Here is a 26,892-nt window from a genome sequence, read left to right on the forward strand (position 1 = left end):
GCGATCCGCCGCGTGGCCGCCTGCCCTAGGCGGTCATGAGCAGGGCCGCTGCCAGGCCGAGCAGCGCGATCAGCAGCCATGCTGCCAGTGCAGCGGACAGTGCCCGGGCGCCGGTGTGCAGGAGGGTGCGGATCCGGACCGCGGACCCCAGTCCGAACAGCGCCGCTCCCAGGAGTATGTCCTGCAGCCCCGCACCGGCGTCGAGCCACGCTTCAGGGAGCCAGCCGGTGGACCTCAGCGCCACCATCGCCACAAACCCGACGACGAACAGGGGCACCAGCGGAGGCATGGACTTCTCCCCGGAGCTGTTGGCACGGTGATGCAGGCCCGCAACGGCAACCACGGGCGCCAACAACAGGACGCGGGTGAGCTTGACGACGACGGCGAGGCCCAGCGCCGCGGTGCCGGCAGTCTGTGCGGTGGCCACCACCTGGCCAACGTCGTGGACGGACGCACCGGTCCAGGCGCCGAACGTGAGCGGGTCCAGGTGCAGCGGCTGCATGAGCAACGGCAGCAGCCCGATCGCCAGCGTGCCGCACAGCGTCACCAGCGCCACCGGCAGCACGGTGTCGGCATGCTTGATCCGGCGCACCGCGGCCATGGCACCGATGGCGGACGCCCCGCAGATCGAAAAGCCCGTGGCCACCAGCAGCGCGGTTTCCTGAGGGAGCCGGAACAGCCGCACCAGGAGGTACGTGCCGCCGAAGCTCAACAGAACCACACCGCCGATGATGAGCATGGCGGGCCAGCCCAGGCCCACAATGTCCTGGATGCTCACCTTGAGGCCCAGCAGGACAATTCCGGCGCGCATGAAGTGCTTTCCCGCGAAGTCGAGGCCGGGCCGTGCCCGCCCGGCAATCCACACCGCTGTGCCGGGGACGTTTGCCGCGAGCAGGCCAAGGGCAACCGCAACGGTCATCGCGGGCAGTGCAGGCACCAGGGCGTGCACTGCGAAGGCCACAGCCAGGGCGGGTGCGGCTGTGACCAGGCCCGGCAGCAGCCTGCTGCGGCTCATCCTGGGCACTGATCCACCTTGGGCACTCACCTACTTTGCCGGATGGGTCCGGGATTCGACGAACCGGCGCCGCCGCTCCAACACGCCACAATGGATGACGGTAATGATTTCGAAACAAAAAGATGGTTGGCTAAAGGGATGTCAGACCTATTCCAGGATTACTCGGTAGCCGCCGTGCGAACCGGCGCCTATGACGAGATGTTCACTCCCGGCCAGGAAGCCCGCGACTCCTACGCGGAGGTGGCCGACGCCCTCGGCAAGCTCTCCCTTGCCGACGTCAGCGCACGGGCGGACTCGATGGCACGGACCTTCCTGGACCGTGGTGTGACCTTCGACTTCGCGGGGGAGGAGCGGCCGTTCCCGCTCGACATCGTTCCCCGTGTCATCCCTGCAGATGAGTGGACCGTGCTGGAAAAAGGCGTGGCGCAGCGGGTCCGAGCCCTCGAGGCCTTCCTGAACGATGTCTACGACAAGATGGCAGTGGTGACGGACGGCGTCATTCCGCGCCAGCTGGTCACCACCAGCGCCCATTTCCACCGCCAGGTTCACGGCTTCGAGCCGGCCGGCGGGGTCCGGGTCCACATCTCGGGCATCGACGTTGTCCGCGACGCCGCCGGAACCTTCCGCGTGCTGGAGGACAACGTCCGGGTACCCTCCGGCGTCAGCTACGTCCTGGAGAACCGCAGGGCAATGGCCAAGGGCCTGCCCGAAGCGTTCGGCCAGCAGCTGATCCGGCCGGTTGAGGAATACCCCCGCCGGCTGCTGTCAGCCCTGCGCAAGACGGCGCCCGCCGGCGTCGACGATCCCACCGTGGTGGTCCTGACCCCCGGAGTCTTCAACAGCGCCTACTTCGAACACACCCTGCTGGCCGGCCTGATGGGCGTAGAGCTGGTGGAAGGCCGCGACCTCATTTGCCGCGGCAACCGCGTCTACATGCGCACCACGGCCGGCGAACAGCGCGTGGACGTGATCTACAAACGGATCGACGACGAATTCCTGGATCCCCTGCAGTTCCGTTCCGACTCGATGCTCGGCTGCCCGGGCCTGGTCAACGCCGCGAGGGCCGGCGGCGTGACCATCGCCAACGCCGTGGGCAACGGCGTCGCCGACGACAAACTCGTCTACAGCTACGTACCGGACCTGATCCGCTATTACCTCAACGAGGAACCCGTCATTGCGAACGTGGATACTTACCGGCTGGAAGAGAAGGAAGCCCGGGAGTACGTCCTGGACAACCTCGCCGAACTGGTGGTGAAGCCCGTGGACGGCTCCGGCGGCAAGGGCCTGGTCATCGGTCCGGACGCCTCCAAGGACGAACTGGAAGCGTTGCGCCAGCGGGTCGTCGCGGACCCCCGCGGCTGGATAGCCCAGCCTGTGCTGCAGCTGTCCACCGTGCCTACCCTGGGCGGGGACAAGTTCGGCCCGCGTCACGTGGACCTCCGCCCCTTTGCCGTGAACGACGGCGACGACGTCTGGGTCCTGCCCGGCGGACTGACCCGGGTGGCTCTGAAGGAGGGTTCCCTGATCGTGAACTCCAGCCAGGGTGGCGGTTCGAAGGATACGTGGGTGCTGGCCGACTCCCCGCAGGTGCCGGTGGAAACCGTGCCGCGGCCGGCTATTTCCATCCGTGAGCGGGTTTCCGTGTGGCCCGTGGAGAGCAACTGGCGAGACCGCCAGTCGGAGCAGCAGCAATGAGCCCGGCACTGGAACCGGCACAATCAGTCACGGGTTCAACCCCACAGTTTTTGGACGCCCAGGAGGTAGCCGCGAATGCTTAGCCGTATTGCTGAGTCCCTTTTTTGGATCGGACGGTATGTTGAGCGCGCCGACGGTACGGCGCGCATCCTGGACGTGCACCTCGAACGCCTCAACCACCTTCCCATGGACGAACGCCGCAGGGTGGCGCAGGAATTGCTCGCCGTCATGGGCGCCCGGCCGCAGAGCGAGGACTTCGGCCTGCCCGAACTGCTCCACGCCCTTGCCTATGACAAGACCAGCGCGACCTCCATCGCAGGGTCTTTGGGTGCTGCCCGCGAGAACGCCCGCCGTGCGCGCGAGACCGTGTCCTCAGGACTGTGGGAAAGCCTCAACACGACCTACTATGGGCTCAGCCAGCACCGCAAGGACGTTGTGGGGACCTACCGTTTCTGCAACTGGACGCTGGAACGGACCGCCATGGTGAGCGGCCTTGCCGACACCACCGTGAGCCACGACGAAAGCTGGCTGTTCCTGGTCCTTGGCCGTTCCCTGGAGCGCGCGGACATGACAGCGCGCATGCTCTCCACCCGGGATGTCCTCTCTGCGGGCATGTCCTGGGTCAACATGCTGCGCTGCGCAGGGGCCTATGAGTCCTTCCTGCGGACCCGGCGGGCGGCCTTCGGGGACCAGCACGCGGCGGAGTTCCTCCTGCTGGACCGCTTGTTTCCCCGTTCCATCGTCTACGCCCTGCGTGACGCCGATGAATGCCTCGCCAAGCTGGACCCGTCGGCGCAGCGCGTTGGTTTCATCAATGACGCCCGCCGGATCGTCGGGCAGGCCCGGACCTTCCTTGAGTTCCACCGGACCGATGACCTGATGTCCGAACTGCCCGAGCACATGGAACGCGTGCAGAAGGCCGTGGCCCAGGCCTCGGACGCCATTTCCCGTAAGTACTTCAATCAGGCCGACGAACTCGCCTGGGTGGGAGAAGTTTCATGACCCGGCTGAGCATCGTCCATACGACGGCCTACAAATACAACAAACGCGTCACGCTCTCTTACAACGAAGCCCGCATGACGCCCCTGACGGATCCCCAGCAGGTGGTCCTCGAATCGGTGCTCAAGGTATCTCCGACGCAGGCAGCCGTCAGCAGCTACCGGGACTACTGGGGCACCAGGGTCACGGCCTTCGATATGCAGATGCCGCATGACCACCTGGAAGTCATTTCCAACATCACGGTTGAGGTACACCGTGCAGAGAAAATCCCATCGGAATCCGAGATTGCCGGCTGGGACGTCCTGGCCTCGGCCGAGACCCTGAACAAGTACAGCGACTGGTTGCCGCAGTCCCAGCTCAGCCGCCCGGGGGACGAGGTCCTCGGAATTATCCCCGGCGTGGTGGAGGGCAAGAATCCATACGAAGCGGCACAGGCCATCTTCGGGTGGATGCGCGGTGAGATGACCTACATGACGGGTTCCACGGCTGTCACCACCAATGCCGAGGAAGCCTGGGGCCAGCGGCAGGGCGTCTGCCAGGACCTGGCTCATCTGGCCATCGGCGCCCTCCGCAGCTGCGGCATCCCCGCCCGCTACGTTTCCGGTTACCTGCACCCGCGGTCGACGGCGGGGATCGGCGAGACAGTGGCCGGGCAGTCCCATGCGTGGCTGGAGTGGTGGGACGGAGACTGGCGCAGCTGGGACCCGACCAACCACAAGCCCGCCGGTGACTACCACGTCACCGTGGCCAAGGGCCGCGACTACCGTGACGTGCCGCCGCTGAAGGGCATCCTTTCCGGCGGCGGCGGCTCGGCGCTGAGCGTAAGCGTGGAAATCACCCGTCTCGCCTGAGCAACTGCCCGGGAGCGCCGGGACCTACTCCGGGGATGCCTTTGTTGCACCGCTGAGCTGGGTCCACCATGTCACGGGAGCGGTGACCTTGAACCGCCTGCCCGTGAGCGTGTCAGGGCTGATCCTCACAAAAACGTCCTTTTTCCCTGCTTGCCAGGGGAACAGGTAGAGGGCCGCCGTGTCCAGGATCCGCTCCGTTCCCTTCACCACAGCTGCCGGTCCCTTGAGCACCACGCTCCAGGCGAGGCCGCTGACGGCATCCACGCCGTCAGCCTCCACAGCCACCGGTGAGCCTCCTGTGGCGCTGGCCAGCTTGGTGCCCTCGGCGGTGCGGAAAACCAGCGTGCCGCCGTCCACAGTGAAGTTAATGGGGAAGATGTCCGGGTGACCGTCAACCACCACGGCCAGCCTGCCCACGGACACCGTCCGGAGCAGTTCCCAGCACTCGTGGTGTTCAAGGTTATGCACTTCGGAAATTGATTCGCTCATGCCGCTGAGCCTACGCTGTGGCGGGCGGAGACAACAGTTCCTGTTACCAGGGGCTGGGTTTGTAATCCTTGAGGAAGACGCCGTACTGGTCCTCGCCCGTTTCGCCCATCACGATCGGATCGTAAACGCGGGCGGCGCCGTCAACCAGGTCCAGGGGAGCGTGGAAGCCCTCTTCCATCAGCCGGACCTTGGTGAAGTGCGGGCGTTCGTCAGTGATCCAGCCCGTGTCCACGGCGGTCATCAAAATGCCGTCGGTGTCCAGCATTTCCTGCGCGCTGGTCCTGGTCATCATGTTGAGGGCCGCTTTTGCCATGTTCGTATGAGGATGGCCCGGTCCCTTGTAGGCCCGGGAGAACTGGCCTTCCATGGCTGAGACGTTCACGATGTACTTCCGGTGTGCGGTGGACCGTTTCATGGCATCCCGCAGCCTGCTCACCAGCAGGAACGGGGCGGTGACGTTGCAGAGCTGGACCTCCAGCATCTCCAGGGGGTCCACCTCGTCCACCACTTGGGTCCAGCTGTTGATGCCGGCCAGGTCCGGGACCAGGCCACCGGCGTCGATTGCGGTGCCTGAGGCAATGCGTTCCAGTGAGGCTGAACCCGTGGAGAGTGCCAATGACGTGATGGCATCCCCGGCCAGCACAGGGTGCTCGGTGACGCTGCCCGCCAGGGCAAGGGGGTGCTTGTCATGGGCATGGCCGAATGTGACAAGCTCGGGCCCTCCGTTGGCCGGTTCCAACGCGGCCGGCAAGGGTTCGTCTTCAGCGTCCACCAACGGTTTGTAGGCGTTGCCGGAACGGCGCACGGTCTGGGCGGCGTTGTTGATGATGATGTCCAGGGGACCGGCCGCGTTCAGCGAATCGGTCAGGGCCATCACCTGCGAAGGGTCACGGAGGTCTATGCCCACGATCCGGAGCCGGTGGAGCCAGTCACCGCTGTCCTCCATGGCCGCGAAACGGCGGGCCGCATCTTTGGGAAACCTTGTGGTGATGGTGGTGTGGGCGCCGTCCCGCAGAAGGCGGAGGGCGATGTACATGCCGATCTTGGCGCGCCCGCCGGTCAGCAGCGCCGCTTTGCCGGACAGATCCGTGCGGGCATCACGTTTGCTGTGGCTGAAGGCTGCGCACTCGGGGCAGAGCTGGTGGTAGAAGGCGTCCACCTGGGTGTAGTGCTTTTTGCAGATATAGCAGGGCCGCGAGCGGATCAGATTTCCCGCCACCTTGCCGGTGGCTGAGGTCTCCAGCTTGTTGCCGCGCGTCTCGTCATCGATCCGGTCCGGTGCTGCCGTTGCCGTCCGGGCGATCACCGCACGGTCCGCTTCAGAGATCAGGTCCCGCTTGGTCACCCGGCGGTGACGTTTGACGGCCTTGAACATTTTCCCGGTGGCGCGGCGTACCGAGACGTAATCAGGGTGTTCCTCGTCGTAGACGTGGATGGTGTTCAAAACCTTGAGGCAGGCCTGGATTTCCTCAGGCGTCAGATCGGGGGAGCTCATTGTACCGATTTTACAGCCTGCAAAAGATCCGGCCGGCCCCCGTGTTAGGGACCGGCCGGGACAAACGACGGTTCAGGAGCGACTGGCCCCCGATGCGGCGCCCGCCGAGGTGCCGGCGTGCTCTCCCGTGGCCCGGTTGATCGAGTCCCGGAATTCCGGAGACTGGGCGGTAGCAGCCTTGACTGCATTCGGAAGGAGGTGCATGTTCCTGGCGGCAAGCTCCCGCTCGGCGTCTCCGGGTTCCGGGACCTCCTGGCCTTTGGACAGGACCGTGATGCCGGATTCGGTGACCTTGAAACCGCGGGCCCGGTCCAGGTCGTGGTCCAGGCCGATCGCTGCACCGGCGGGGACCCTGACGTTTTTGTCAATGATGGCGTGGTTAACCACGGCCCCCTCACCGATGTACACCTTGTCCATCAGGACGGAGTCCACCACCCTGCTGCCGGTCCCCACGAACACGTCCTGGGACAGGACCGAGCCCTCGACGATGCCGCCGGAGACGACTACGCCGCTGGACACAATCGAATCAAGGGCGGTACCCACGGCGTCATTGACGCCCCTTACAAATTTGGCCGGCGGTGAAATGCTCTGCCGGGTGTAGATGGGCCACTCGGAGTTGTAGAGGTTGAAGACCGGCAGCGGTGAGATGAGGTCAATGTGGGCGTCGTAGAACGAATCGATGGTGCCGACATCACGCCAGTAGGTCCGGTCGCGGTCAGTCGAACCCGGAATGTCATTGAGCGTGAAGTCATAGACTCCGGCCTCACCCTGGTTGACGAAATAGGGGATGATGTCCCCGCCCATGTCGTGTTTGGTGTCCAGCCGCTCGGCATCGACGTGCAGCGCTTCCACCAGGGCGTCGGCGTTGAAGACGTAGTTTCCCATTGAGGCGAGGAACTGGGTTGGGTCCGCCGCGAGGCCGGGGGTGGTGGCAGGCTTCTCCACGAAGGCGCCTATCTTCTGGGGATCGTTCTGGTCCACCTCGATCACGCCAAACTGGTTTGCCATGCTCAGCGGCTGGCGTACGGCGGCAACGGTGGCCTTGGCGCCGCTGAGGACGTGCTGCTCCACCATCTGGGCGAAGTCCATGCGGTAGACGTGGTCCGCACCGACCACGACGACGATGTCGGGGTTGGCGTCGTGAATCAGGTTCAGTGACTGGTAGATGGCGTTCGCGCTGCCCAGGAACCAGCTCTTGCCAACGCGCTGCTGTGCAGGGACGGAGGCGACGTAATTGCCAAGCTGCGTGGACATCCGCCAGGTTTCGGAGATGTGCCGGTCAAGGCTGTGGGACTTGTACTGCGTCAGCACCACGATCTGCAGATAGCGGGAGTTCACCAAATTCGAGAGGGCGAAGTCGATGAGGCGGTAGCTGCCCGCAAAGGGTACGGCTGGTTTGGCACGGTCTGCCGTCAGTGGCATTAGCCGGTTTCCCTCGCCGCCTGCGAGGACAATGGCCAGGACTTTTTTGTTCAACGGCATGGTGGTCGCTCCTGTACGCCTTCGTAACTCCCCAAACAGTCCGGCATGCCCGGACTCCTTCACACTAGAACAGTTAAGCCCGAAGGACTACCTTGGGTAGCGTGCGAATAGACATTGTGACTAAAGAGTTCCCGCCGGAGATCTATGGTGGCGCCGGAGTACACGTAGCCGAATTGAGCAGGGTGCTTAGTAAGCATGTTGACCTGCAGGTTCGTGCTTTCGGGGCTCCCCGCGACGCCGACTACCACGGCGCCGGGGTGACCTCCTACTCCGTGCCCGAAGACCTCGGTCCGGCAAATGCCGCCATCCAGACCCTCGGGGTGGACCTCCGGATCGTGCCTGACGTGGCGGGAGCGGACCTGGTCCATTCGCATACCTGGTACGCGAATATGGCCGGTCATCTGGCGTCACTGCTGCACGGAATTCCCCATGTCCTGAGCGCCCACAGCCTTGAGCCGCTGCGTCCGTGGAAAGCAGAACAGCTCGGCGGCGGCTACGCGGTCTCCTCATGGGTCGAGAAGACCGCCTACGAGGCCGCGGCAGCCATCATCGCGGTCTCCGAGGGCATGCGCCAGGACATCCTGCGCAGCTACCCCGACGTTGACCCGGCCAAGGTCCGGGTGGTGCATAACGGCATCGACGTCGACATGTGGCACCGCGACGAAAACGACGACGCCATCAGGGCGCTTGGCATTGATCCCGGCAAGCCCAGCGTGGTGTTCGTAGGCCGCAACACGCGCCAGAAGGGTGTCCCGTACCTCCTGCGCGCCGCAGCAAAGCTGCCGGCAGATGTGCAGCTGGTCCTGTGCCTCGGCGCGGCCGACACGCCGGAGCTGGCGGCGGAAACCGCCCGCCTGATCGAGGAACTCCAGACCCAGCGGACCGGCGTCGTCCTCATTGAACGGATGCTGCCGCGGAACGAACTCATCCAGGTGCTCAGCCACGCCACTGCATTTGCCTGCCCCTCCATCTACGAGCCGCTGGGCATCGTGAACCTGGAAGCCATGGCCTGTGGCGCTGCCGTGGTGGCGAGTGCCACCGGCGGCATCCCGGAGGTTGTTGAGCACGGCAAGACCGGCCTTCTGGTGGACATCGAGCAGGTCACCGACGGCACAGGTACGCCCTTGGATCCGGAGAAGTTCGTCACCGAATTTGCCGCCGCCTTGACTGAGGTGGTGTCTGACCCGGAGCGGGCACGTGCCATGGGGCAGGCAGGCCGGCGCCGGGCGGAAGAGCACTTCTCCTGGGAGTCCATCACGGAAACCACGCTCGAGGTGTACCGGTCAGTTCTCTGATGCCTCGGCACTGAACCGTTCAGCAGGCAATGGACGACGACGGCGCCGCCCCCGCACTGGGGGAGCGGCGCCGTCGTCGTCTGTACCGTGGGGAACGGGGCTGCTAAGCCGCTGAAGCCACTACTTGCCGCGGGGAGAGCGGGAGTCCGCGGCCGCCTTCGCGGCTGCCCCGGCAGTTGCACGGGCGATCAGCACCTTCTCCTCCACAGGAGTGTTGCCGCTTGCCCGCTGCGCCCTGAAGTAGGCGCGCGCCTCGTCCTGCCGCGCTTTCTCGGCCCCGGTGGCGACGGCGGCACGGACGTGGTCGTCGCCGTATCCGAAGGCTTCGACGAGGTCCAGGGCGTGCGGCCGGATCTTCACCAGCAGCCGGTTGATGTAGCCGCCCACGGTGCGTGCGCGCTGCATGGAGAGGCGGCCGTTCATGAGGTACCACGCGAGGTTCTTTTCGATCAGGGAGAGGCCGAAGAGGTCGCGCAGCCAGGTCAGGACCATCTTCGTGCCGGGGTCCTCGATGTCGTTCAGTGCATCCGTGAATGCCTCCCACTGCAGGAGTTCAGCGTGTGCCTGTGCAGCATCGATCAGTTCATGCTGGTGCTCGTTGAAGAGGGCCGCCCCCTTTTCAACCGGCAGCTTGTTGGCGCCCTTAAGGGCCGACCCGACGTCGGCCACCATGGTTTGGACCCGGTCGGTGAGCAGCGCCCGTTGGCCGTCCTCGTCCCGCAGGGCCAGGGCCGCCTTCTGGACTGAGCCTGTGTCGGCAACGAACTGGGCCACCTGGCGAAGGCCGGTCCGGTGGATGGCGGCACCCGTCGCCTGGCCGACAACATAACGGGCCAGGACGCCGAAATCGACGGTCCGGAATTCCTTGGCGTAGTCGGCCAGGAGACGCTTGGCCACCAGCTGGAGGAGAACCGTGTTGTCGCCTTCAAAGGTGACGTACACGTCCAGGTCGGCGCGGAGGGAAGCAAAGCGGTTTTCGATCAGGAAGCCGGCTCCGCCGCAGGCCTCGCGGCACTCCTGCAGGGTGTCGAGGGCATGCCAGGTGCTGAGCGGTTTGAGGGCTGCAGCCAGGGTCTCCAGGTCCTGCCTGTCAGCGTCGGTGTCGTGGGCGCCGGAAAAGACCTCGTCATACTTCCGGAGCAGCTGCTCGTGTGCGAAGCCTGCGGCGTAGGTGGTGGCCAGGCGGGTGAACAGGCGGCGCTGGTGGCGCTGGTAGTCCAGGAGCACTTCCTCGTCGGTGTGGGACGAAGCGTTGAACTGGCGGCGCTCGGTGGCGTAGCGGATCGCAGCCGTCAGCGCGATCTTCGAAGCGGCCACCGCTGCGCCGTCCAGCGATACCCTGCCCTGGACGAGGGTTCCGAGCATGGTGAAGAACCGCCGGCCGGGGCTGGCGATGGTGGATGTGTAGGTGCCGTCGGATGCCACATCGCCGTAGCGGTTGAGCAGGTTCGTCCTGGGAATGCGGACGCTGTCGAAGTGCAGCCGGCCGTTGTCGATGCCGTTGAGGCCGCCCTTGACGCCGTCGTCTTCACCCCCGACGCCTGGCAGGAACTCTTTGGTCACCGGATCCCGCAGCTCAACGTAAAAGGCGTGGACGCCGTGGTTGACGTCCTTGGTCACGAGCTGGGCGAAGACAACGGCGCTCAGGCCGTCCACGGCTGCGTTTCCGATGTAGTCCTTCCACGCGGCGCGGAACGGAGTGTGGACCACGAACTCCTGCGTGTCCGGGTCGAAGGTTGCCGTGGTGGCAATGCTGGCGACATCGGAGCCGTGGCCGGTCTCCGTCATGGCGAAGCAGCCGGGGATGTCCAGGCTCATGATGCCCGGCAGCCACTTGGCGTGGTGCCCGGCGGTGCCCAAATGCATGACGGCTGAGCCGAACAGGCCCCACTGGACGCCGGCCTTGATCTGCAGTGACGGGTCGGCGGTGACAAGTTCCTCGAAGCCGGCCACATTGCCGCCGTGGTCATCTGCACCGCCCAGCTCCGACGGAAAGGCCCGGTGCACGCCGTTGTTGTCGACGAGGTATTTCAACTGGCCGAAGGTCCGGGCCCGGTGGTCCGTGTGGGTGAGGCCTTCAATTTTGTGAAGCGCGGGCTGACTGGCCAGACTCCGCGCCTGCCGGCGGGCAGCCGACCACTTTCCGAGCAGTTGCTCGCCGAGGGCTGCCACGTCGACGGCGGGCTGCACCGCCTCTCGCTGGCCGGCAACTGAAATACCCGTGGCGGGCCCCTTGCCGGTGGGACGGTCAACTACTTCGGTCATGTCAATGTCCTTCGTTGGTTCTGACAGATGTTTCGATAAGTTCGGGGGCGATACCCACGCACAGCCATGCCGTGATCTGGCGGGCCATGGCTTCCTGGTCCGGTTTCGTACTTGACTCAGGTGTACTGAGCCACTGCTCGCCCGCGTTCCGGACCAGGCCGATCGCTGCCGTGGGCCAAAATCCGATCACCGCTTCCTTGCCGCCGCCCAGGTGGGTCCGCATCGGCGCGGCGATCATCTCGGCAATGGATTCGAAGAAGTGGCCAAGGGCACCGGAAATCGCCGTCGAGGCTGCGGGGCTGTCCACTTCAACCGGGGAAGAGCGGGTGACGAAGCTGTAGACGTTGGGGCTGGTTTCCGCCATCTGCAGGTAGGCGGAAATCATGGCGTGCAGCCCTTCGCGCGGCGTCTGGGCGCTCTGGGCTGCTTCGCCGATCTTGCGCTGCATCTGGCTGAGGACAACTTCACCCACCGCCTGCTGCAGCCCTGCCTTGTCGCCGAAATAGCGGTAGAAGACAGATTTGGACGTGCCCGCGGCCGCTGCGATGTCCTCCATGGAGGCGTCGCTGCCCAGAGCGTGCACAGCCCGCCGTGCAGACTTGATGAGCTCCCGGCGCCGCTCCTCCCTGTGCGTCTGCCAGCGTGACGAGCGGCCGTCGGCACTCGAGCCGGAGGCCGGCGTCGGAAGGTCTGGGTGGAGGTTGTTCACGATACCCAGCGTATCAGGTACGCTGGGTATCGGTAACCGCCGCAGATCAGAGGAGACAGCCATGTCCGTCAACGGACAGTCCACACCCGGACCCCAGGAATTCAGCAGCGCAGCAGCTACCGGTGGAGGGCGGCCTCTCCGCCGGGCAGTGGTGGTGGGCGGCAACAGGATCCCCTTTGCCCGTACAGGCGGCGCCTACACAAAGTCTTCGAACCAGGACATGCTCACGGCCGCCCTGGACGGCCTCATCGCGAGGTTCGGCCTGCAGGACGAACGCATCGGCGAGGTTGCAGCCGGTGCAGTGCTCAAGCACTCCCGGGACTTCAACCTCACCCGGGAGGCTGTGCTGGGTTCAGCGCTGTCCGCCGAGACTCCCGCCTACGACGTACAGCAGGCATGTGCCACCGGCCTGGAAACAGTCCTGGGCCTGGCCAACAAGATCAAACTGGGCCAGATCGAGTCCGCGATCGCCGGCGGTGTGGACTCGGCCTCTGACGCTCCGATCGCGGTCAGCGAAGGCCTGCGGGAGGTTCTCCTGGACCTCAACCGGGCCAAGACCCTTCCCGAACGCCTGAAGGTGCTCAGCAGGCTGCGGCCCAAGGATCTTGCGCCTGACGCGCCCAACACGGGGGAGCCGCGCACGGGGCTCTCCATGGGTGAACACCAGGCCCTGACCACCGCCCAGTGGAACATCACCCGTGAATCCCAGGACGAGCTGGCCTTCAACAGCCACCGGAACCTTGCGGCTGCCTACGACTCCGGCTTTTTCGATGACCTGCTCACGCCGTACCGCGGCCTGTCCCGGGACTCGAACCTCCGGGCGGACACCACCCTGGAGAAACTGGCCACCCTCAAGCCCGTCTTCGGCAAGAGCCTGGGCGCTGAAGCCACTATGACGGCAGGCAACTCAACCCCGCTGACCGACGGGGCATCGACCGTGCTGCTGGCCTCGGAGGAATGGGCCGACTCCCACGACCTGCCCAAGCTCGCAGCCGTGGTGGACGGTGAAGCTGCTGCCGTGGATTTTGTCCACGGCAAGGACGGCCTCCTGATGGCTCCCGCGTTCGCCGTGCCGCGGTTGCTGGCCCGCAACGGGCTGACCCTGGCCGACTTCGACTTCTTCGAAATCCACGAAGCCTTCGCCGGGACGGTCCTGAGCACCCTGGCAGCTTGGGAGGACGAGGAATTCGGCCGCGCCCGGCTTGGGCTGGAAGGCGCCTTCGGCAGCGTCGACCGCACCAAACTGAACGTCAACGGCTCCTCCCTCGCCGCGGGGCACCCGTTCGCAGCAACCGGCGGCCGGATTGTCGCCTCGCTCGCCAAGATGCTCGAGGCCAAGGGCACCGTTGACGGGCGGCCGGCACGCGGACTCATTTCCATCTGCGCGGCCGGCGGCCAGGGCGTCGTCGCAATTCTCGAAGCACTTTAGGGGGACCGGATGACGGACAAATACACGCAATTGGTGAACCAGGGGCTCGGCAGGAAAGTCGCACGGCAGCTCGGTCTTCCGCAGCCGGCAATCCTCCGCCGGTACCGGCCGGGACAGCCGCTGGTGGCCGGCCCGGTGCTGGTCCAGGGAAGCACGGCATCCGCCGATGCCCTCGCGGCCACACTGCTCGCCTGGGATCTCGATGTGCGCAGGCATGCCGTCCCGCGCGAACGCCTGGGTGCGATCATCCTGGTGCTGGACGACGTCGCGCATCCGGACGATCTGGAGCGTCCCGTACTGTCGGTGGCATCTTCGGTGCGGGATCTCGGCCCGAGCGGCCGGGTCATCACGGTCTCCCGGCCGGCCACCGCCGGCGTGAGCCCTGCCCAGGCAGCGGCGCGGCAGGGCGTGGACGGATTCCTGCGGTCCCTGGCGATGGAGCTCAGGTCGGGCGCGACCGGTAATGGAATCCTGCTCGAAGAGGGTGCCGAAACGACAAGCCCCAGCGTCCTGGCGGCCGTGCGGTTCCTCCTGTCCGGGCGTTCGGCGTACGTGGACGGCCAGTTCCTGACTGTCACCTCCGCCGACGGCCAGCTGCCGGCGGACCCCGACAGGCCCCTTGCCGGCAAGGTCGCCGTGGTCACCGGCGCAGCCCGTGGAATCGGCGCGGCCATTGCCCGCACCCTCCACCGGGACGGGGCCACCCTGGTGCTGGTGGACATCCCCGCCGCCGGTGACCACCTCGCCCAGGTTGCCAACGAGATCCACGGCACCGCCCTGCAGCTGGACATCAGCCGCGAAGACGCCGGCCAGCGGATCATCGATCATGCTGTCCAGCGCCACGGCCATCTGGATATCGTCATACACAACGCAGGCATCACCAGGGACAAGCTGCTGGCAAATATGGACCACACCCGCTGGAGCTCCGTCATTAACGTCAATGTTGCCGCGCAGCTCAGGATCAACGAAGCCCTCCTCGCCTCGGAGCATTTCCGCAATTCGCCGCGGATTGTCTCAGTTGCCTCTACCAGCGGTATCGCCGGCAACCGCGGGCAGACCAACTATGCGGCATCCAAAGCGGGCGTCATGGGCATGGTCCGGGCTGCTGCACCGCTGATGTCGGAGCGCGGCGGGACCATCAACGCCGTGGCCCCCGGCTTCATCGAGACGGAAATGACCGCCCGGGTCCCGTTGGTGCTCAGGGAAGCCGGCCGCCGGCTGAACTCGCTCCGCCAGGGCGGCCAGCCCGATGACGTGGCCGAGGCCATTGCCTTCCTGGCAAGCGACGGCGCCGGGGGCATCAACGGCGGGGTATTGCGTGTCTGCGGACAGTACATGGTGGGGGCATGAGCCTGCTCCAGCCCGTGATCCTTGGGGAGATGCCGTCCCTCTCCAAGCTGTATGTCAATGCCGCTGCGCAGGCCGCCCGCCGGCGGGTCCTGGGGACCCATGGCGGTTCACGCCTGCCGGAAAGTGGCCATGAAGTGCGGGGGATAACGGCCGACGTCGGCAACCTCACCGCATACCAGCACCTCATCGGACTGACGGCGCGGGACACCCTGCCGGCCGGCTACCTTCACGCATTGACCTTCCCGCTGGCCATCAGCGTGATGAACCGTGACGACTTTCCGCTGCCCATGCTGGGGATGATCCACCTCAGCAACCGCGTCGAGCAACGCTCGCCGGTCCTTTTCACGCAGCCGTTGGACATAGTGGCGTGGGCGGAAAACCTTAGGGGCCACCGGGCGGGCACGCAGCTGGACATTGTGGCCGAAATCCGCGCTTCGGGTTCCCCGGACATCCGGTGGACGGGCCGGTCAACTTATCTGGCCAAGGGGGTATTCCTGCCAGGGATAGATAAGCCCACACCGCCCAACGGCGTCACTGACTTCACCCCGGGGGACCCCACCGCGATGTGGCACCTGGGGGTTGACACCGGCCGGGCCTATGCCGCCGTGTCCGGGGACTTCAACCCGATCCACCTGAGCGTGCTGTCGGCCAAAGCCCTGGGGATGCGGCGTTCGATTGCCCACGGCATGTACCTTGCCTCGCGCGCCCTTGCGGACGTGGGCCCGGCCAAGGGCGAATCCTTCAGCTGGGACGTCACCTTCGAGGCGCCGGTGTTCCTTCCCGCGCGCGTTGCCCTGGATATCAGGACGGCGCAGGGGCACGGCGGCGCGTGGGAGCGTTCTGATTACGTCGCGTGGAACCCCCGTTCGGGCCGGAAGCACTTCAGCGGCTCCGTAGCGACGCTTTAAAGGTGGACTCCTCAGGCCGGGCTAATCAGGTTCAGGCCGCGCCGACCGAAGGATCCGGTGCAGGCTCAGGAGAATGGACTCGGAAGCCGGCACGGTGCCCTCAGTGGGCGTCCGCGCCGCCGCGGCAGCCACGCAATCCTCTACCGCAGATTCGGCCGCGCCGAGCAGCTTCCGTTGCTCTTCCACGTCCTCGTGCTGGAATGAGCCCAGCAACCGGCCGGTCGCGGTCATGGCATCCGCGAGAGGGGCGCTGTCCTCAAAGGGAACTTCGTAGGGGATGTCCTCCTTCCAGATGACGTCGGCGAGGACCTCAGTCATATCCTGGATATGAAAGGTCACCCGCTCAAGTTCGCGAAGGTTACGGTAGTCCAGATCCACATCGCGGGGATGCAGCTTGCGCCGGGGGTTGGCCCGGCGGCTGAGGTCGGCCTCCTTGACCAGGTGGCGGACAGTTCGTGCAGCTTCGGCGAGTTCGTCCGAGCGCCTGGACCAGTCCTCGTGCTCGGGTGGCCATTTCTCCTTCAGTGCAGCCCCCATGTCTGTCAGTTGCCGGCCCAACGCGCCCCGGAGTTCGTCCAGGCTTTCCGCCGCCGCAGCGAAATGCAGGGGCGGGAAAATCAGGAAGTTCACGGCAATGCCCACAGCCACTCCGGCGCCCATTTGGATCAGGTAGCCGAACGAGTAGTCCTCTGGATCACTGCCTCCCACCAGCAGCACCAGCAGGGCCGCCGTCGGGATCCAGTCACTTCCTGAGCCGAGCCTGGGCAGTCCTCCAAGCAGGACACCAACGCCCATGAAGAAGGCCACACTGAGGGGCGAGGGATCGGTGACATTGATTAGCAGGAACGCCAGGCCAATGCCCATGGCAAGTCCAATCAGGGTCTGCGCACCCTGCTTCATCGAACCAGCCACGTTGTGATACATCACAACCAAGGCACCCAACGGTGCGTAGTAGGGGTAATTCGCCGCCGAACCCGGCATGTAGGGGGCGATAAGAAAGGCCAGGCCTGCCGCGATCGCCGCCTTCGCGGCGAGCTGGAGCCGTTGCACGGTGAACGCTACCGCAAGTCCGGCCACCGCATTTTTCAGAAGGCGGGACCCCTTGTTTTGCTGGGTGTCCTTCTGGCTTTTAGAGTTTCGCACTGCCCAACATTAGGGCGCCGCATCAATCAGGACAAGCGCCCGCCTAGGACGCGGCTGCTGCCGAGCACCGCACCGCCGAGGCCAGGCGATGCGCCCTTCCTGGCGTACGGCCGTCCTCGGCCCGCCGCGGAACATATCCAAATCCCAGACCGTAGGAGGGATCGGCGAATGCGAGGGCGGCATTGGCGCCCTCGTGGCCAAAAGCGCGGTGGCTGCCGAAATTCCGTGACGGGTGCGGCTTCATGAACACCACGGCAAAGGCGTTGTCCAGTCCGGAACTCCGGTCCAGTCCCCACACCTGCTCCTGCGACATGAGGCTGATCGTTTCAGGAGTCAGCAACGGCGCACCGCCGTCGACGCCGGTGGTCACCGCAGCGTACAGCCGTGCCAGTCCCTGGGCGGTGCCAACCCCGCCGGCAGCACTCATGCCGGCTGCGCGCACTTCCTGGCGATTAGGAAGTTCCATGATGGAACTGACTGGGGCGTTGCTGTTCAGCCCGTCCAGGCTCAGCGGGTCCAGCCATGGCTGCCGGGGATCGGTGTCATAAAGAACGTTCCGGTAGCGCGGCTCCAATTCTTCGGGCAGCCCCAGGAAGAAGTCGACTCCGTAGACGCTCCGGATCCGCAGATCATAGATGCTCTGGAGGCTGGTGCCGCTCACCCGACGGCAAAGTTCCTCCATGAGGATGCCGATGGTGATCGCATGGTAGCCAAAGCAACTTCCAGGACGCCAGGCCGGCCTGGCGTCCGCGAGCCTTGCCGCTGCCTGCGGGGTGTGGAATTCGTCCAGTGCGAAACCGCCCTCCACCCCCAGCAGCCCGGCCTGGTGGGACAGTGCCTCACGCACCAGCAGCCCGTCCTTGCCGTGGACACCAAACTCGGGCCAGTAATGCGCTACGGTCCGGTCAAGGTCCAGCAGCCCCTCCTGGACAAGCAGTGAGATAACCAGGGCGGCGACGCCTTTGGAGACCGAGTACACGCCGGTGATGGTCCCGGCCGTGATGTGGGGTCCGCCGGTCAGGTCAACAACCTTCTGGCCATTCCGGTAGGCGGATACTTGAGCGCTGTATTCCGGATCCTCGGCGAGGAAGGATTCGAACAGATCCAGGACCCCCTCATATCCGGGCGCTGCAAAGCCGTGGGATTTGTGCATGGTCATAGCTTAGCGGGTTAGAAAGCGCTTTCCCGGCTGGCGGCCGCGCCGTGGCCCGCTGCGACTTCCTCACCGGGCCGCACCGGTCCCGGGGGAGTGCCCTCGCCAAATGGCCGTCCCCCGAGCGCCTCCCTGCCATGAGGCTCCAGCCAGCCGGCAAGGTCAGGTCCTTGCGGAACTATGCCGGTGGGGTTGATGTCCTCATGAACGATGTAGTAGTGCTGCTTGATCTGGACGAAGTCGATCGTGTCGCCGAATCCGGGCGTCTGGAACAGGTCCCGGGCATAGCCCCACAACGCCGGCAGTTCGGTCAGCTTTTGCCTGTTGCACTTGAAATGCCCGTGGTACACGGGATCGAAGCGGGCAAGGGTGGTGAACAGGCGCACGTCTGCCTCAGTGATGGTGTCGCCCACGAGGAATCTTTGGCTGGTGAGGCGTTCCTCGAGCCAGTCCAATGCCGTCCACAGACGGTCATATGCCGCGTTGTAGGCGTCCTGGGAGCCGGCGAAGCCGCAACGGTAAACGCCGTTGTTGACCTCGGTGAAGACCCTCTTGTTGACCGCGTCGATTTCTTCCCGGAGTTCCTCGGGGTAAAGGTCCGGGGCGCCGTCGCGGTGGAATTCGGTCCATTCAGTGGAGAAGTCCAGGGTGATCTGCGGGAAGTTGTTCGTGACCACCCCGCCGCTGGGCACATCGACGATGGCCGGTACTGTGATGCCGCGCGGATAATCCGGAAAGCGGCGGAAATAGGCCTCCTGGATCCGTTCAATACCGAGCACAGGATCAACGCCGCCCGGATCCAGGTCAAAGGTCCACGACCGTGCATCGTGGGTGGGGCCCGGCTGGCCCAGGGAGATGGCGTCCTCCAGCCCAAGAAGCCTGCGGACGATCACGGTCCGGTTCGCCCAGGGGCATGCCCGTGCCGCGATCAGCCGGTAGCGGCCGGCCTCTGCGGGCCAACCCGGCTCGCCGTGGTCTCCGGTACGTCCGTCACGGGTGATCCGGTCCTCGATGTAGTTCGTGTCCCGGGTGAATTCCGCTCCGCCGGTGACGTAGGCGCCCCGGGTGCTGTGGTCCGTGGTTCCCGTTGTCGGCTGGGTCGCTTGCGATTCCTGGCTCATGGGACCAGCCTATGCGCCGGCGGCCAGGATCGTGGAGATGGGGAGCCAGGCGACCAGCCAGCAGCCCGCCACGACGGCGCTGAACAGGACTATCCAGATAAAGGCGGGCACAGACGTGGCGCGGTACAGCAGGTACGCGTCGGAGCTGGCCAGCCTGTCGCGCCGCCGGAGGTGCACGTTGGTCAATTTGATGAGGTCCCGGACAGCGGCCACGAGAAGGGCCAGGCCCAGGATGATCGCCATGTGGCCGCTGAATCCGGCCGGCACCCACAGGACCAGCGCAGCGCTGCCGAGGACACAAGCCGCCGTGATCAGCAGTCCTGCAAGGTTACGGATGAAGACGAGCGAGACAAGCAGTATGAGGGTTCCGACCACAAGTGCCGCGGGTCCCCAGCCACTGAACCCGCACCACACAAATGCCGCGCCTACCAGGGCCGGTACGGGGTACCCCCAGAAACCGGACCAGACGGCGGCAATTGACCTGTGGCTGTAGCTGGTGGTTGTCCCCGAGTGGTCGAGCCTGAGGCGGATACCGCCCAGGCGCTGTCCGCTCAGTACAGCGGCGAAGGCATGGCCGAGTTCATGGGTAGCTGTCGCCAGCAGGCCGAAGTACCGCCAGGTCTGCCGGGGGATGGACAGCGCGACCGCGGCAGCCAGGACCAGGAACAGCTCGGTCAGCGTTACAGCGGGAGGTTCTGTGCGGTTGAAGGCTTCGATCAGGCGTTGCCACAGTTGCCCGGCGAGGGGGATCATGGCGGTCAGGAGGGGGAGTGGTCATTGTCAGCCATAGACCTCTACGGTACTAGAGGACCCTGAAAGACCACCCACCGGGCCAGGCCTTGATGAACAGAGGAAATCGTGAGCACTTTGAAGGAACGGCTGCATGCCGACGTCGTAGTCCATATGAAGGAACGCAACAAGACAGCGCTGACGACCGTGCGCAATGTCCTGGGCGAGATCGAAACCCGCGAAAAGTCCGGAAAAGCGCCCATCGAGCTTGACGACATCCAGGTGACGGCGCTCCTGCAGAAGGAAGCAGCCAAGCGGCGCGATACTGCCCGTATTTACACCGAGGCCGGCGAGCCTGATCGCGCTGCCGCCGAGATTGCCGAAGCACAGGTTATCGAGGCCTACCTGCCCCAGGCACTCACGCAGGCGGAAGTGGAGGCCATTGTGGATGAAGCCATCGCCGGCCTCCGGGAGGAAGGCAGGGAGCTCACTGCCCGCCAGATGGGTGAGGTCATGAAACCCGTGACAGCGAAAGTTGCCGGCCGCTTCGACGGCAAGGCCGTGAGCCAGATCGTCCGCAGCCGTCTTGCCTGAGCGGCCATTGCAGCCAGGAACCGGGCTTTAAACACGTAAGGCACGTCCACTTTGCAGTGGGCGTGCCTTTTCGTATGGTGCCGGCGCAGCGAGGGCCGGTACCGGAAGTCCTATGTTGCCGGATCAGCCTTCGCAGTCCGTGCAGTAGGTGTGTCCGTCTTTCTGCTTGGCAATCTGTGAGCGGTGCCGGACCAGGAAGCAGGAGTAGCAGGTGAACTCGTCGTCGGCCTGGGGAATGACCTGGACCACCAGTTCCTCGGCTACGAATTCGCCTCCGGGAACACCGGCACCGTCAAGTCCGTCGGCTTCATCGAGCTCGAGGACAACGCTGCGGGCGTCCGGCGCATTGGCTGACTGAAGCTGCTCCAGCGAGTTGTCTTGGGATTCCTTGACGTCGGAACGGAGCTCGTCGTAATCGGTTGCCACTTAGGTGTTTCTCTTTTCTTTGGTTCGTCTGTCGCGTATGAAACGTACAGCATCACACTGGTATTCCCCAATAGGTTCAGGGAATTAAACCCCATATCCGCCGGAAAGTGCGCCGGATGTGACCAACGGCACCCCTTCGGCCGGCTGGTCAGAGTGCGAACCCTGGACGGGAGCCGGCGGCTTTGGCAGCACCATGAAACGGCAGGCCCGTGACGCCAGGAGAAGGCCGAAAATTTTCGTTGTCTTCCGTAGTGGAGTGGCGTACTTTGGGGGCTCGGGGACCTCTCATATTCCTCGCTCAATACCATGTTGCACACCGTGAGAACCAGTACCCATTCGGAAGGCAGCATCGATCACGATGAACATCAAAGACAATTGGGGCCGCCTTGACCCGGCTACGCAGAAGTGGCTTATCGATAACCCGGGATGTCAGATACTTCCGCGGACAATCACGTCCATCATCTCCAAGGAAACCGGAGCGGATCCTGCCACCGGGCAACATGGGGAGATGGCACTGTCCCAGGAAGACCACGACTTCATCCGCTCTAGGGCGTCCCGGATCCACAGTTCGTAGGGTCGCAGAAAAGCCCCTGGAATCCATGGACTCCAGGGGCTTTTCCCATTGTGCGCGGAGGGGGACTTGAACCCCCACCCCCTTTCGAGGACTAGCACCTCAAGCTAGCGCGTCTGCCATTCCGCCACCCGCGCAGGTGGTATTTCGGACCACGATTCCGCCTTTCAGCGTTTCGCTCCTGTCCGAAGCAGCGAGAAAAACTCTAACACGAACTTTCCGGAAAGATGGAATCGGGACAACTGGGTAGGCTGAGGGCACATGAGAACGCGCTGGTTCCCAGCGCCCTCCCACTGCCCAAGGAGCCTGTATGTCTGATACCCGTGCCGAGGATGAAGTTGTCCGGATCTGCCAGGAACTCATCCGCATTGACTCTTCAAACTACGGGGACGGCTCCGGCCCGGGGGAGCGCGCCGCGGCCGAATATACGGCAGGACTGATCGAGGAGGTCGGCCTCTCGGCCGAGATCTTCGAATCCGCCCCCGGCCGGGCCAGCGTGGTGACCCGGATGGAGGGCGAGGACCCGTCGGCCAGTGCGTTGGTGGTGCATGGCCACCTGGACGTTGTTCCAGCGCTTCGCGAGCAGTGGTCAGTGGACCCCTTTGGCGCAGAACTGAAGGACGGGCTGATCTGGGGCCGCGGGGCCGTGGACATGAAGGACATGGACGCCATGATCCTTTCAGTGATGCGGGATTTCGCGAGGTCGGGACGCAAGCCCAAACGCGACATCATCTTTGCTTTCTTCGCCGATGAGGAAGCAGGCGGCGAGTACGGCGCCCGCTATGCGGTGGACAAGCGGCCCGAGCTTTTCGACGGGGCCACGGAAGCCATCTCGGAGGTTGGCGGATTCTCGGCGACCATCGGCGGGCAGCGTACCTACCTCCTGCAGACAGCCGAGAAAGGCATCTCCTGGCTTCGCCTCGTGGCCCACGGCCGGGCCGGCCACGGCTCGCAGATCAACACCGACAACGCGGTCACGCGCCTGTCCGCGGCGGTGACCCGGATCGGCGAATACAGGTGGCCCATCGAGCTGACCCCCACCACCCGTCAATTCCTGGACGGTGTGACGGAACTCACCGGCGTCGAATTCGATCCGGATAACCCTGACCGCCTGCTGGACCAGCTCGGCACTGTGGCCCGGTTCGTGGGGGCCACCCTGCAGAACACCACCAACCCCACATTGCTCAAGGGCGGCTACAAGCACAACGTCATCCCCGAATCCGCCGAAGCCCTGGTGGACTGCCGGACCCTGCCCGGCCAGCAGGACCACGTGCTGGAGATCGTACGGGAGCTCGCTGGCTCCGGCGTCGAAGTCAGCTACGTCCACAACGACGTCTCACTTGAAGTCCCGTTCGCCGGAAACCTGGTGGACTCCATGATCGACGCACTCCACTCCGAGGACCCCGGCGCCAAGGTTCTGCCCTACACACTCTCCGGGGGAACGGACAACAAGTCGCTCAGCCGGTTGGGCATCACAGGCTACGGCTTCGCTCCGCTCCAGCTGCCGGCCGACCTGGATTTCACCGGCATGTTCCATGGCGTGGATGAAAGGGTCCCGGCCGACTCCCTGAAGTTCGGTGCCCGGGTCCTGAATACTCTTCTCACCAACTACTGAGGAAGCCGGCCATGACTCCCGAAGAAGTGCTCCCCGAACCGCTGATCGAAGCCATCCGCGGGCGCGCTGCAGGCTACGACCGGGACAACGCATTCTTCACCGAGGACCTTGAGGAGTTGACGGCGGCCGGCTATCTCAAAATGTTTGTTCCCGTGTCCGACGGCGGTCTGGGCCTGGGGCTTGAGGCGGTGGCCCAGTGCCAACGGAGGCTGGCGATGGCGGCCCCGGCCACCGCACTGGCCATCAACATGCATCTGGTGTGGACCGGCGTCGCGCAGGTACTGGCAGCCCGCGGCGACCATTCACTGGACTTTGTTTTGCGCGAGGCAGGCCAAGGGGAGGTCTTTGCTTTCGGTAACTCCGAGGCAGGCAACGATTCGGTCCTCTTTGATTCAAGGACCACGGCCGTCGCACTTCCGGGCGGAGGCTACAGCTTCACCGGGACGAAAATCTTCACGAGCCTTTCGCCGGCGTGGACCCGGCTGGGGATCTTCGGCAAGGACGGCCAGGGGCGGGATGGCCAGGGCGAGCTGGTCCACGGGTTCATCACCCGGGCCACCCCCGGGTACCGGATCCTGGACGACTGGGACACCCTCGGCATGCGTGCCAGCCAGTCCCAAACCACGGTCCTGGACGGCGCGGAGGTGGGTCCGGAACGGATCTTCCGCAGGTTGCCCGTGGGGCCGGCCCCGGACCCGCTGATTTTTGCCATCTTCGCCTGCTTCGAGTCGCTCCTCGCTGCCGTATATACAGGGATCGGCGAGAGGGCCCTGGTTTTGGCCGTCGAGGCCGTGAAGCGCCGGACATCGTTCAAGAACGACGGCAGGAGCTACTCCCAGGACCCGGACATCCGGTGGAAAGTGGCTGAGGCTGCCATGGCGATGGACAATCTTTACCCTCAGTTGCATTCCGTAACCAGTGACGTCGACTCCCTCGCCGAGCACGGGTCCCAGTGGTTTCCGAAACTCGTTGGCCTGAAGGTCAATGCGACGGAGACCGCGCGCCGCGTCGTGGACCTGGCGATCCGCGTCAGTGGCGGGTCCAGTTACTTCCGCGGCTCGGAACTTGAACGCCTGTACCGTGACGTGCTGGCCGGCATGTTCCACCCCTCGGACGATGAATCCGCCCACAATACCGTGGCGAACGCGTGGCTGGGGCCGCTTGAGGCCTAGACGGTCCGCCGGACCTGCATGACCCGCCGGCGGAGCCAAAAGCGCCTCGCGCCGCCGAGATACAGCTTGCTGCGTTCCAGTTCCCACTTGCCGTATTCGGAGTGCTCCACGAGCCTGCGCCTTGCTTCAGGCAGTGAATCGACGGGACTGACCGTCAATACGAGGTACTCGTATTGACTGAGAAAATCCCGTTCCCGCTGGACCGAGCTGGTCAGAAAATGTTCCTTCATTGCTCTCCATTTTCGTCCTTTTCCGGCTAACGTGAAGTCATGAGCATCGATCCGCGTGTCGCGCTTCAATCCTTGACCACCGCCTTGGAAGAACACCTTATAGCAGCATCGAACCGACGCGGAGATGGGGATCCTGCCGTTGAAGCCGCGTTCTTCGCGGTGGCCGATGCTTTCGAGGTTTATGAAGACGCGATCTACGAGGCTTATAGCGAAGTCACACCCCTCCAGGTCTTTGACGATGAGGAAGACGAGGACGAGGACGAGGAATCAGGTGTCGACGACGACGAGGATATCGAGATCCTCGAAGACTGAATTTCCGATACCCCGGGCTGCTAGCCCGGCTGGGATACGTCCTCAAGCGCACGGGCAATCTCCGGTGGAAGACGCGTTAATTGGGCAGCCAGGATTTCTTTGGCCTGGACAGGGGTCCGCGGTCCGATGATGGCCGTTGCCACCCCGTGCTGGGCCAGCAGCCAGCTCAGTGACACGTCCAGCGCGGTCCGGCCCAACCCCTTGGCCGCCATCGCAACTGCTTCCACAACGCTGGAGGGTTGGGGCGCCAAATAGGGTTCAACGTAAGGTGCAAACTCATTGCGCGATGCCCGGGAATCAGCGGGAATGCTGTTGCGGTACTTTCCAGTGAGGACGCCACGGCCCAGCGGCGCCCAGGCCATCAGGCCGAGCCCGGCATCTTCGACGGCGGGTATCAGTTCCGCTTCAGGCTTTCGTTGCAGCAGCGAGTACTCAGCCTGTGCGGCAACCAGCGGAAACCCGGCCACGGCGGCTGCTTTGGCGCTCTGCCAGCTGTTGAAATTCGAGATTCCCACGTAGCGGGCGCGGCCACTGCGGAGGGCGAATTCAAGAGCGGACAGCGTCTCGTCCAAGGGAACGTTTCCGTCCCACGCCTCGGCGAACCACAGGTCCACATAGTCGGTCCCGAGCCTGGCAAGGCTGGCGTCCAGGCCGGTCAGCATCGCGTTCCTGGAGGTGTCGACGGTCCGGCGCCCGTCCGACGTCGACGTCCCCGCTTTCGTGGAGATGCACACCTCGGTGCGGGAGACGACGTCACCCAGCAGCGCGCCGATCATGGCCTCTGCACGCCCGTCAGCGTACGACGCAGCAGTATCGATGAGTTTTCCGCCGCCATCGACGAAGGTCCGCAATATCTCAGTGGCGTCCTGTTCGTCGGTTTCACCAGCCCAGGACATGGTGCCGAGGGAGAGGGCGGAGACTCGCAATCCACTGTTGCCGACGTAACGCTGCTGCATAGCTGCAAGCTTACGGGGATTGAACTCAGGTCCATGACGTAGGGTCTTAGCGTGAACTGGTTTGAGGCGGCCCTGCTGGGCCTTGTGCAGGGACTGACCGAATTTCTTCCGATTTCATCAAGCGCGCATCTGCGGATCGTAGGCCAATTTCTGCCAAACGCCGCCGACCCGGGGGCTGCCTTTACGGCAATAACCCAACTCGGGACCGAAACGGCGGTGGTGGTCTACTTCTGGCGCGACATCGTCCGGATTGTCAAGGCATGGGCGGGCTCCCTGACGGGAAAAGTCTCCCGGCAGGACCCCGATGCCCGCATGGGATGGCTGGTCATCCTGGGCAGCCTCCCCATCATTGTGCTCGGACTGCTGTTCCAGGACCAGATCGAGTCAGTACTGCGCAGCCTGTGGCTCGTGGCGACAATGCTTATCGTGTTCGGCCTCTTCCTGGCAGTCGCTGACGCGATAGGGAAGCAGGAACGCGAACTTTCGCAGCTGACCTACAAGCACGGCATCCTTTACGGCCTTGCCCAGGCACTTGCCCTCATTCCAGGGGTATCGCGGTCCGGGGGCACCATCACGGCCGGTCTCCTGATGGGCTATACCCGGGAGGCCGCAGCACGCTATTCCTTCCTCCTGGCGATCCCTGCAGTCTTCGGCAGCGGCCTCTACCAGCTGTACAAGGTGGTTTCCAAGGACGGCATCACCGGCCCATACGGACTTCCCGAGACGGCGCTTGCCACGGTCATCGCGTTTGCGGTGGGCTATGTCATCATCGGCTGGTTCCTCAAATTCATCTCCACCCGAAGCTACCGGCTGTTCGTCTGGTACCGGATCATCCTGGGTATGGCCCTTTACCTCCTGCTCGGTTTCAATGTCATCAGCGCCTAGCAC

The 26,892-nt window shown here is 64.6% G+C and carries 25 protein-coding genes and 1 tRNA gene; 12 read left to right on the forward strand and 14 right to left on the reverse strand.

From position 1 onward, the window contains the following. Positions 1–25 precede the first annotated feature (25 nt). The gene (locus ACS5PJ_RS01005; protein ID WP_439433546.1) at positions 26–1,015 is read right to left on the reverse strand and encodes a YeiH family protein; all 990 of its coding nucleotides are present in this window, start codon (positions 1,013–1,015) and stop codon (positions 26–28) included. Positions 1,016–1,153: 138 nt separating this feature from the next. Here ACS5PJ_RS01005 and ACS5PJ_RS01010 point away from each other — a divergent pair, with 138 nt between their 5' ends. The 3 genes from ACS5PJ_RS01010 to ACS5PJ_RS01020 all read left to right on the forward strand — a co-directional run bounded on the left by ACS5PJ_RS01010 (position 1,154) and on the right by ACS5PJ_RS01020 (position 4,560). Beyond that, positions 1,154–2,710: a circularly permuted type 2 ATP-grasp protein gene (locus tag ACS5PJ_RS01010; RefSeq protein ID WP_439433077.1), complete on the forward strand. Its 1,557-nt coding sequence runs from the start codon at positions 1,154–1,156 to the stop codon at positions 2,708–2,710. 75 nt (positions 2,711–2,785) lie between these two features. Next, positions 2,786–3,712: an alpha-E domain-containing protein gene (locus tag ACS5PJ_RS01015; RefSeq protein WP_111909491.1), complete on the forward strand. Its 927-nt coding sequence runs from the start codon at positions 2,786–2,788 to the stop codon at positions 3,710–3,712. After that, positions 3,709–4,560, forward strand: a complete 852-nt coding sequence (locus ACS5PJ_RS01020; protein WP_439433078.1) for a transglutaminase family protein — start codon at positions 3,709–3,711, stop codon at positions 4,558–4,560. The genes ACS5PJ_RS01015 and ACS5PJ_RS01020 overlap by 4 nt, the downstream gene beginning before the upstream one ends. A 24-nt stretch (positions 4,561–4,584) precedes the next feature. On the opposite strand, the gene ACS5PJ_RS01025 is transcribed toward ACS5PJ_RS01020, so the two are convergent. From ACS5PJ_RS01025 to glgC, 3 genes are all read right to left on the reverse strand, one after another. Beyond that, a complete protein-coding gene (locus ACS5PJ_RS01025) occupies positions 4,585–5,049 on the reverse strand; it encodes a pyridoxamine 5'-phosphate oxidase family protein (protein ID WP_439433079.1) in 465 nt (154 codons plus the stop codon). Between the two features lie 43 nt (positions 5,050–5,092). Then, the gene (locus ACS5PJ_RS01030) at positions 5,093–6,544 is read right to left on the reverse strand and encodes an SDR family NAD(P)-dependent oxidoreductase (protein ID WP_439433080.1); all 1,452 of its coding nucleotides are present in this window, start codon (positions 6,542–6,544) and stop codon (positions 5,093–5,095) included. Positions 6,545–6,616: 72 nt separating this feature from the next. Then, positions 6,617–8,026: a glucose-1-phosphate adenylyltransferase gene (glgC, locus tag ACS5PJ_RS01035; RefSeq protein ID WP_439433081.1), complete on the reverse strand. Its 1,410-nt coding sequence runs from the start codon at positions 8,024–8,026 to the stop codon at positions 6,617–6,619. A gap of 101 nt (positions 8,027–8,127) precedes the next feature. Here glgC and glgA point away from each other — a divergent pair, with 101 nt between their 5' ends. Next, positions 8,128–9,321, forward strand: a complete 1,194-nt coding sequence (glgA, locus tag ACS5PJ_RS01040; protein ID WP_439433082.1) for a glycogen synthase — start codon at positions 8,128–8,130, stop codon at positions 9,319–9,321. 120 nt (positions 9,322–9,441) lie between these two features. On the opposite strand, the gene ACS5PJ_RS01045 is transcribed toward glgA, so the two are convergent. Continuing rightward, a complete protein-coding gene (locus ACS5PJ_RS01045) occupies positions 9,442–11,586 on the reverse strand; it encodes an acyl-CoA dehydrogenase family protein (protein ID WP_439433083.1) in 2,145 nt (714 codons plus the stop codon). 1 nt (position 11,587) lies between these two features. After that, a complete protein-coding gene (locus tag ACS5PJ_RS01050) occupies positions 11,588–12,295 on the reverse strand; it encodes a TetR family transcriptional regulator (protein ID WP_439433084.1) in 708 nt (235 codons plus the stop codon). Between the two features lie 61 nt (positions 12,296–12,356). On the opposite strand from ACS5PJ_RS01050, the gene ACS5PJ_RS01055 reads away from it, so the two are divergent. From ACS5PJ_RS01055 to ACS5PJ_RS01065, 3 genes are read left to right on the forward strand one after another with little or no spacing between them, the layout of a single operon-like run. Next, positions 12,357–13,724 carry an acetyl-CoA C-acetyltransferase gene (locus tag ACS5PJ_RS01055; protein ID WP_439433085.1) on the forward strand — a complete coding sequence of 456 codons (1,368 nt, stop codon included), beginning with the start codon at positions 12,357–12,359 and terminating at the stop codon, positions 13,722–13,724. Between the two features lie 9 nt (positions 13,725–13,733). Next, positions 13,734–15,074, forward strand: a complete 1,341-nt coding sequence (locus ACS5PJ_RS01060) for a 3-oxoacyl-ACP reductase (protein WP_439433086.1) — start codon at positions 13,734–13,736, stop codon at positions 15,072–15,074. Continuing rightward, positions 15,071–15,982 carry a MaoC family dehydratase gene (locus ACS5PJ_RS01065; RefSeq protein ID WP_439433087.1) on the forward strand — a complete coding sequence of 304 codons (912 nt, stop codon included), beginning with the start codon at positions 15,071–15,073 and terminating at the stop codon, positions 15,980–15,982. The genes ACS5PJ_RS01060 and ACS5PJ_RS01065 overlap by 4 nt, the downstream gene beginning before the upstream one ends. A 21-nt stretch (positions 15,983–16,003) precedes the next feature. Here ACS5PJ_RS01065 and ACS5PJ_RS01070 read toward each other — a convergent pair whose 3' ends face one another. The 4 genes from ACS5PJ_RS01070 to ACS5PJ_RS01085 all read right to left on the reverse strand — a co-directional run bounded on the left by ACS5PJ_RS01070 (position 16,004) and on the right by ACS5PJ_RS01085 (position 20,152). Then, positions 16,004–17,059: an FUSC family protein gene (locus tag ACS5PJ_RS01070; protein WP_439433547.1), complete on the reverse strand. Its 1,056-nt coding sequence runs from the start codon at positions 17,057–17,059 to the stop codon at positions 16,004–16,006. Positions 17,060–17,168: 109 nt separating this feature from the next. Continuing rightward, positions 17,169–18,278 (reverse strand): serine hydrolase domain-containing protein, encoded by a 1,110-nt coding sequence (locus tag ACS5PJ_RS01075; RefSeq protein ID WP_439433088.1) that lies wholly within the window; start codon positions 18,276–18,278, stop codon positions 17,169–17,171. 17 nt (positions 18,279–18,295) lie between these two features. Beyond that, on the reverse strand, positions 18,296–19,399 hold the full coding sequence (locus ACS5PJ_RS01080; protein WP_439433089.1) for a glutathione S-transferase family protein: 1,104 nt from the start codon (positions 19,397–19,399) through the stop codon (positions 18,296–18,298). Between the two features lie 9 nt (positions 19,400–19,408). Then, entirely contained in the window at positions 19,409–20,152 is a 744-nt protein-coding gene (locus tag ACS5PJ_RS01085; protein ID WP_439433090.1) for a M50 family metallopeptidase, read from the reverse strand. A gap of 105 nt (positions 20,153–20,257) precedes the next feature. Here ACS5PJ_RS01085 and ACS5PJ_RS01090 point away from each other — a divergent pair, with 105 nt between their 5' ends. Further along, positions 20,258–20,722, forward strand: coding sequence for a GatB/YqeY domain-containing protein (locus ACS5PJ_RS01090; protein ID WP_439433091.1), 465 nt, complete (start codon positions 20,258–20,260; stop codon positions 20,720–20,722). Positions 20,723–20,845: 123 nt separating this feature from the next. On the opposite strand, the gene ACS5PJ_RS01095 is transcribed toward ACS5PJ_RS01090, so the two are convergent. Beyond that, a complete protein-coding gene (locus ACS5PJ_RS01095) occupies positions 20,846–21,148 on the reverse strand; it encodes a DUF4193 domain-containing protein (RefSeq protein WP_108598821.1) in 303 nt (100 codons plus the stop codon). Between the two features lie 625 nt (positions 21,149–21,773). Further along, positions 21,774–21,856, reverse strand: a tRNA-Leu gene (locus tag ACS5PJ_RS01100). Between the two features lie 173 nt (positions 21,857–22,029). Between ACS5PJ_RS01100 and ACS5PJ_RS01105 the strand changes: the two genes are divergently transcribed. Both ACS5PJ_RS01105 and ACS5PJ_RS01110 read left to right on the forward strand, forming a co-directional pair. Then, positions 22,030–23,334 (forward strand): M20/M25/M40 family metallo-hydrolase, encoded by a 1,305-nt coding sequence (locus ACS5PJ_RS01105; protein ID WP_439433092.1) that lies wholly within the window; start codon positions 22,030–22,032, stop codon positions 23,332–23,334. 11 nt (positions 23,335–23,345) lie between these two features. Beyond that, the gene (locus tag ACS5PJ_RS01110; protein WP_439433093.1) at positions 23,346–24,506 is read left to right on the forward strand and encodes an acyl-CoA dehydrogenase family protein; all 1,161 of its coding nucleotides are present in this window, start codon (positions 23,346–23,348) and stop codon (positions 24,504–24,506) included. On the opposite strand, the gene ACS5PJ_RS01115 is transcribed toward ACS5PJ_RS01110, so the two are convergent. Next, positions 24,503–24,736, reverse strand: coding sequence for a DUF5703 family protein (locus ACS5PJ_RS01115; RefSeq protein ID WP_439433094.1), 234 nt, complete (start codon positions 24,734–24,736; stop codon positions 24,503–24,505). The genes ACS5PJ_RS01110 and ACS5PJ_RS01115 overlap by 4 nt on opposite strands. A 39-nt stretch (positions 24,737–24,775) precedes the next feature. On the opposite strand from ACS5PJ_RS01115, the gene ACS5PJ_RS01120 reads away from it, so the two are divergent. Further along, the gene (locus ACS5PJ_RS01120; RefSeq protein ID WP_354148449.1) at positions 24,776–25,048 is read left to right on the forward strand and encodes a hypothetical protein; all 273 of its coding nucleotides are present in this window, start codon (positions 24,776–24,778) and stop codon (positions 25,046–25,048) included. 20 nt (positions 25,049–25,068) lie between these two features. Here the strand turns inward: ACS5PJ_RS01120 and ACS5PJ_RS01125 are convergent, their stop codons facing one another. Beyond that, positions 25,069–26,004, reverse strand: a complete 936-nt coding sequence (locus tag ACS5PJ_RS01125; RefSeq protein ID WP_439433095.1) for an aldo/keto reductase — start codon at positions 26,002–26,004, stop codon at positions 25,069–25,071. A 51-nt stretch (positions 26,005–26,055) separates the two neighbouring features. Here ACS5PJ_RS01125 and ACS5PJ_RS01130 point away from each other — a divergent pair, with 51 nt between their 5' ends. Beyond that, the gene (locus ACS5PJ_RS01130) at positions 26,056–26,889 is read left to right on the forward strand and encodes an undecaprenyl-diphosphate phosphatase (protein WP_439433096.1); all 834 of its coding nucleotides are present in this window, start codon (positions 26,056–26,058) and stop codon (positions 26,887–26,889) included. Positions 26,890–26,892 lie beyond the last annotated feature (3 nt).

Source organism: Pseudarthrobacter cremeus (assembly GCF_051857465.1).
Lineage (GTDB): Bacteria > Actinomycetota > Actinomycetes > Actinomycetales > Micrococcaceae > Arthrobacter.